The 5,984-nt window shown below is 68.9% G+C and carries 5 protein-coding genes and 1 pseudogene; 3 read left to right on the forward strand and 3 right to left on the reverse strand.

The window, feature by feature from the left end:
- Positions 1-485 precede the first annotated feature (485 nt).
- Positions 486-2,525, forward strand: a complete 2,040-nt coding sequence (locus ACWCXX_RS40350) for a WD40 repeat domain-containing protein (RefSeq protein ID WP_451136179.1) — start codon at positions 486-488, stop codon at positions 2,523-2,525.
- 68 nt (positions 2,526-2,593) lie between these two features.
- Here the strand turns inward: ACWCXX_RS40350 and lipB are convergent.
- Positions 2,594-3,654: pseudogene (lipB, locus tag ACWCXX_RS40355) on the reverse strand (lipoyl(octanoyl) transferase LipB).
- Here lipB and ACWCXX_RS40360 point away from each other — a divergent pair.
- Complete coding sequence (locus ACWCXX_RS40360) at positions 3,589-3,753, forward strand: hypothetical protein (RefSeq protein ID WP_451136186.1); 165 nt, start codon at positions 3,589-3,591, stop codon at positions 3,751-3,753. The pseudogene lipB and the gene ACWCXX_RS40360 overlap by 66 nt on opposite strands.
- A gap of 240 nt (positions 3,754-3,993) precedes the next feature.
- On the opposite strand, the gene ACWCXX_RS40365 is transcribed toward ACWCXX_RS40360, so the two are convergent.
- Both ACWCXX_RS40365 and ACWCXX_RS40370 read right to left on the reverse strand, forming a co-directional pair.
- Positions 3,994-4,317 (reverse strand): alpha/beta fold hydrolase, encoded by a 324-nt coding sequence (locus ACWCXX_RS40365; RefSeq protein ID WP_451136181.1) that lies wholly within the window; start codon positions 4,315-4,317, stop codon positions 3,994-3,996.
- Positions 4,318-4,797, reverse strand: a complete 480-nt coding sequence (locus ACWCXX_RS40370) for an alpha/beta fold hydrolase (protein ID WP_451136183.1) — start codon at positions 4,795-4,797, stop codon at positions 4,318-4,320.
- A gap of 179 nt (positions 4,798-4,976) precedes the next feature.
- Between ACWCXX_RS40370 and ACWCXX_RS40375 the strand changes: the two genes are divergently transcribed.
- On the forward strand, positions 4,977-5,477 hold the full coding sequence (locus ACWCXX_RS40375) for an aromatic-ring-hydroxylating dioxygenase subunit beta (RefSeq protein ID WP_451136185.1): 501 nt from the start codon (positions 4,977-4,979) through the stop codon (positions 5,475-5,477).
- Positions 5,478-5,984: the final 507 nt, after the last annotated feature.

Genomic DNA, 5,984 nt, shown 5'->3' on the forward strand with positions numbered 1-5,984 from the left:
CCTCGCCCACCCCTGCCGCCTCATCTTCGCCGACGGCGGACGCCCCACCGACGTCTCCGGCCCACACATCGAGGACGAAGCCGCCGTTCCCCACCGGGACTTCTGGAACTGAGAGCAGCTGCACATGCCGTTGAGCGGACACGCTGAACACAGTCCGTACAGGAACGGCTCTTTCTCCAAGGCGGTCGGCTCCGGGACCGGGAAACGTAGCGGCGGACCTGGTACTCGTCCAGTCCGGCCGGACCCTTGCCGGGCTGGGACGTCTCTTCCACGGTGTCGGGGTGGGTTGTGTGTCAGTGACGGGTGGTTGCATGTGTGGCATGTCCGATGATCTGCGTGGTGACGGTGAGGACTCCGGGCTCGTGGGTGTGGATGGGTGTTTGGCGGATCCGGGGTTCTTGGTGAACGCCGAGCCGGGGGAGGTATCCGGGCTGGTGTGTACCGAGCCGGAGTCTGTGGGGCGGTCGGTGCAGGTGGTGTGCCGGGTGTTGGCGCGTCTGCACCGGGATGCCGGGGCGGGGGTGCGGCGGCAGTTGCTGGCGTTGGACGCGGCCAGATATGGGGAGCGGGAGCTGTCGGCGCGGATCACCGCCGTCCCGGTCAAGGACGAACCTGTGGCTCGGTGGGAGGTGCAGTGGGCCACAGGCGGCATGGTCGACCGCCACATCTCGCTGCCCCTGTCCGGTCACACGGACTCGGTGAATGGCGTGGCGACGGGGGTGTTGGCGGGCCGTCCGGTCGCCGTCACCGGCAGCGACGACGGGACGGTGCGGGTGTGGGACCTGGCCACCGGCCAGGCGGTCGGTGAACCCCTCACCGGCCACACGGACATGGTGTTGACGGTGGCGACGGCCGTGGTGGAGGAACGCCAAGTTGCCGTGAGTGGAAGCGACGACGGGACGGTGCGGGTGTGGGACCTGGCCACCGGCCAGGCAGTCGGTGAACCCCTCACCGGCCACACGGGCTCGGTGGTGGCGGTGGCAACGGGAGTGGTGGACGGCTGCCCGGTCGCTGTCACCGGCAGTAGCGACAGGACGGTGCGGGTGTGGGATCTGGCCAGTCGCCGACCGCTCGGAGAACCCCTCACCGGCCACACAGACACGGTGTTGGCGGTGGAGACGGTGGTGGTTGACGGCCGTTCGGTCGCTGTCACCAGCAGTTGGGATGAGACGGTGCGGGTGTGGGACCTTGTCTCCCGTCGGGGCGGTGAACCCCTCAACGGCCACACCGGCCCGGTGCTGGCAGTGGCGGCAGCGGTGGTGGGAGGCCGCCCGGTCGCCGTTACCGGCGGCGACGACGGGACGGTGCGGGTGTGGGATCTGGCCACCCGCCGACCGCTCGGGGAACCCCTCACCGGCCATACGCGTGGGGTGTGGGCGGTAGCGATGGCGGTGGTGGACGGGCGTCCAGTCGCTGTCACCAGCAGTTGGGATGAGACGGTGCGGGTGTGGGACGTGGCCACCGGCCAACAGATCGGCGAGCCATTGGCCGGTCACACCAGCGGGGTGTTGGCGGCGGCGACAGCGGTGGTGGACGGACGTCCGGTCGCCGTCACCGGCAGCGATGACAACACGGCGCGGGTGTGGGAGTGGGCCACTGGCCCGGTCGGCAACCCCCTCGCCGGCCACACCAGCGAGGTGAATGCAACGGCGACGGCGGTGGTGGACGGGCGTCCGGTCGCTGTCACCGGTAGCTGGGACGGGTCGGTGCGGGTGTGGGACGTGGCCACCGGCCGACCGGTTGGTGAGCCCTTCGCCGGCCACACCGATGCGGTGGTGGCGGTGGCGACGGGCCTGGTGGATGGCCGTGCGATAGCCGTCACCGGCAGCAATGACCACACGGCGCGCGTATGGGACCTCGCCACCGGCCGGCCCGTCGGCAAACCCCTCAGCGGCCACACCGATGCGGTGGTGGCGGTGGCGACGGCGGTGGTGGACGGGCGTCCGGTCGCTGTCACCGGTAGCTGGGACGGGTCGGTGCGGGTGTGGGATCTGCCCACCGGTCAACCGGCTGGTGAGCTCTTCACCGGCCACACCGATGCGGCGGTGGTGGCGGTGGCGACGGCGGTGGTGGAGGGCCGTCCGGTCGCTGTCACCGGTAGCTGGGACGGGTCGGTGCGGGTGTGGGATCTGCCCACCGGTCAACCGGCTGGTGAGTCCTTCACCGGCCACACCGAAGCGGTGATGGTGGCGACGGCGGTGATGGAGGGCCGCACGGTCGCCCTCACCGGCAGCAGCGATGGGAAGGTGCGGGTGTGGGACGTGGTCACCGGCCAACAGATCGGCGAGCCGTTGACCGGTCATACCAGCGGGGTGAGGGCGGTGGCGACGGGGGTGGTGGACGGCCGTCCGGTTGCCGTCACCGGTAGCGGTGACCACACGGCACGAGTATGGGACCTGGCCACCGGCCGACTCGTGGACCGGGAGTTGGTGTTTCCAGCAGGGGTGAACACTGTGGCCATTGCCCCGGGCGGTCGTCTGGTGGTGGGGTTCGGCCACGAGGTGGCAGTGCTGACCCGCTGCTGACCAGGTCCCTGCATGGTGCGTCCCGGGGTGTCCGCCGCACGGCAGCCGATGCCTGGGGCGCGTCCACGTCAGCTGTTCGGGGCGGTGATGGGGGCCGGGTGCGCGCGGCCGGCCTGGTCGGCCAGCCCGCGGGTTCCTGCCACACGTGCGTACGCCCGCATCCGGATCCTTCCAGAGCCCGGGATCAGAGTGTGCTCATAGGATCGGGTGCATCGTTGGTTGGTGCGAGCCGGGTGCCGGGCGGAGCCTGGCATGAGGCAATGTCTGATGCGCTGCCTGTCGCCGGTAGTGAGTGGCTCGGGTCTGGTGGCGGCGTCGGCGGGCGAACCGGCGGAGCCGGTGGGCTGCACCGTGCACGGGCCGGCCCTGCGCGGACAACAACACCATCCGGGCCCGCCGTCAGGTGACCACCGACCCGGTGCCACGGTGCACGACCCGAACAGGCGCCACCCTCGTCGTCGATCTCCCGCACCCGTGCCCTTTCCGCCATCCGCACAGCTTGCTGGGATCCGGGCCGCATAGAGGCGAGCCCCGGCATGCCGGAGCGTCAAACTGCCCCGAGCGCCGCGGCTACAGCCTCTCGTACCGCCCCTTCGGCAGGGGCGGGTTTGCCCTTGGCAGCGGCCATTTCCGCAAGCGAGGTCATGGCCACCTCGGGCAGCCCGCAGCCCGCAGGCCGTGAATGCCGAGAACGCCGCCAGGTCCGGTGCGATGTTCAGAGCGAACCCGTGGCTTGTCACGCCGTGACGAATCCTCATGCCGATCGAGGCGACCTTCTTGTGCTCCGGCGTCCAGACCCCGACCAGACTCTGGGCCTTGGGCGGGGTGTCGCGTCGAACGGCCTGCAGGCCCAGCGAGTCCAGGCACTGACCAAGCCATGCTCCAGCCAGCGCACGATGTCCCCAGGGCCGCGCTCACGGAGATTGACCACCAGGTAGCCGATCAGCTGCCCCGGCCCGTGGTGGGTCGCCTGACCACCCCTGTCCACCTCAACCAGAGGAATCCCGGTTTGCACAGGCAGTTCATGACGCGGTGGCCGGGCACTGTAGGTGATCACTGGAGGGTGGGTGAGCAGTACCAGTCGATCCGCAATCAAGCCCTCTTGACGCTGTCGGACCCAGGTGCCCATCTGCTCAACCGCTTCGATGTAGGGAATCTCACCCAGATCAACCCGTTCCAGCTCGCGCTCGCCCACGCTCGACCTCTCGGCGCCGAACCCATTCAATAGACAGGTCAAGCGCACGCCGAACGAAGATGAGGCCGGGGCGAACGTTGCCCGATGCAGCAGAGTGGCCCTCTGGCTTGCCTTCCCGGCTCTTTGTCCAGGCCGGTGCTGGCAGCAGCATCCGGATCTCCGCTCGTTCTGTGTCCATCGCGTCCGGGGGACAGCGCCTGTTCCGGTCCGGTTGGATCGCAGCGTTCCCATATGCATGAGCGCGGCGATTCCCGCTGTTGTTGCCGCGTCCGGTCAGTTGGTTTGAAGGTCTGCCAGCCACCTCAGGACGAGGTCGTTGAAGTCGTCGGCTCGCTCCTGGTGGAGCCAGTGTCCGGCCTCCGGCCAGTGGAGGGACCGGCTGCGGGGGTCGGCGAAGGTCGTTTCCTCCCAGGCGGCCTGTGCCGGATGTGTGTGGATGGTGAGGACGGGGCATTGCCTTCTCCGGAGGTACTCGTCGGCGCCTGAACGTGTTGCGACGGAGCCTTCCCTCAGGAATGCCTCCAAGGTGGACCGCATCACCTCGGGGGCCGTGCCCAGGACCCGCCGCTGATGCCATTTCCTCAGGGCATTGGGCATTTACTTGCCTTCGACCGCGGCGAGCGCGCCGGCAACGTGCTCCAGCCCGTTGTCGGTTCCCAGCGCATCGATGAGTGGCTGCCATCGCCCGGACATCTCGTGGTCGGGCAGGCCATAGGGCGAATCCACGATGACTGCGGCTGCGACGAGATCGGGATGCTCGACGGCGAGTGTGCTGACGATCGCCCCGCCTTGCGAATGGCCGACCGCGATGATTCGGCCGACTTGCAGGAGGCTGACCAATCCCGCGAGATCTGTGGCGAAGTCCGTCGAGTCGAATCCTTCGCGCGGAACAGTTGAGCGCCCGTGACCCCTGTTGTCGGGCGCGATCACGCGGAAGCCGGCGTCCACCAGGGGGCCGATCTGCCAGCTCCAGTCGTGGGAATCGCAGCCCCAGCCGTGAACCAGCAGGACGGCGGTATCGCCGTCGCCCTCGTCCGTGTAGAACAGCCGGACATCCGTCAGGTCGGCATAGGGCATCGTAGTAGGCTCCTTCCGCCCGTGGATGACGTGAGCATCACGTCATTGAGGGATCTCCATGGCGTGATGGAGACCGCCCAAGGTTAGAGCCGTTGTTGGTCCCGTTCCGTCACCCGAACGGGGACTCTTGACGACGGGTCCGGTAGTGGCCGCAGGAGCGGAACGGTGCCCGCCGCCCGATGCTGACGTCGTGCGGCGGCATACCTGACTGGCCGGAGTTCCTGGCCGACGACGCCCGGTACGAGGCGCCGGTGGCGCGTGCGGGACTCGCAGGCCGGGAGCGCGCACCGACGTCGCGGATCTTCGACGACACCAAGCAGACACGTGAGGTGAGGATCCGCCGGTTGGGCACCGACTTCGCGTGGACCGAGCAGCCACCGTCGCGCACCCGGCACCACATCACCGACGTCATCGTCGACGCGGCCGTGCCGCCGGATTCGGGGCGCACCTCATCTCCTCGAACTGCTTCGTGCAGCGCAGCCGGGGCGACGAGGCCACACTCAGCCTGTTGTCGTTGTTCCGTAAGGACACGCTCCGCCGGACCGGGGCCGGATGGCGGCCGGCCTGCCGAGGGGCGGCACCGGGCCAGTCGTTGGTCAAAGTCCACAACATGGCCAATTTCATCTGTGCGGGAGTCGCGGCGCCGAAGGGCAGGCGGCCACGATGGAGTCGCGCCGTAAGCCGTTCATCGAACGTCCGCCGGTCGGCAACGTCGCCGAGTAGTCGTCCGACTCCGGGGGACGACGGTTCGGTCGTCGTCGCGCCCGAATTCGCCGATGTTGTCGTACGGCGCGTCCGGATCCGCAACGGCATGCGGCTGGAGATCTGGTTGCCTCGCCGCGGCAGCCGGTGCTGCTGGAAGCGGTTGTCCTGGACTGCCTGAGCTTCAAGGAGCCCGAGCTGATCATGCGGTCACCCGCACGGAATCCGGGGCGATGACGCGGGCTCTCGCGGGCCGCCGGATCCTGATCACCGGCGGCGGCCCCGTTATTGGCCGTGCCGTCGTGCACGGCTGCCTCGTGCACGGTGCATCCGTGACAGTCGTCGAACGCTCAAGCCGCCACGTCGCGGCGCTTCCGACTGCGGACCCCCGGTTACTGAGGTTTTCGGGTTGTCGTCGGGTAGTGACGGTTCATGATCCCTGCGATATGCCGGTGGTATGCGTTATCCGGAGGGTGGGGGCTTGA

The organism is Streptomyces sp. NPDC001732, assembly GCF_053596315.1.

What these genes read in the sequence shown, in the direction of transcription:
- ACWCXX_RS40365 (WP_451136181.1), bottom strand. Translation starts at nt 4,317, where the DNA reads ATGCCCAATGCCCTGAGGAAATGGCATCAGCGGCGGGTCCTGGGCACG.
- ACWCXX_RS40370 (WP_451136183.1), bottom strand. Translation starts at nt 4,797, where the DNA reads ATGCCCTATGCCGACCTGACGGATGTCCGGCTGTTCTACACGGACGAG.
- ACWCXX_RS40375 (WP_451136185.1), top strand. Translation starts at nt 4,977, where the DNA reads ATGCTGACGTCGTGCGGCGGCATACCTGACTGGCCGGAGTTCCTGGCC.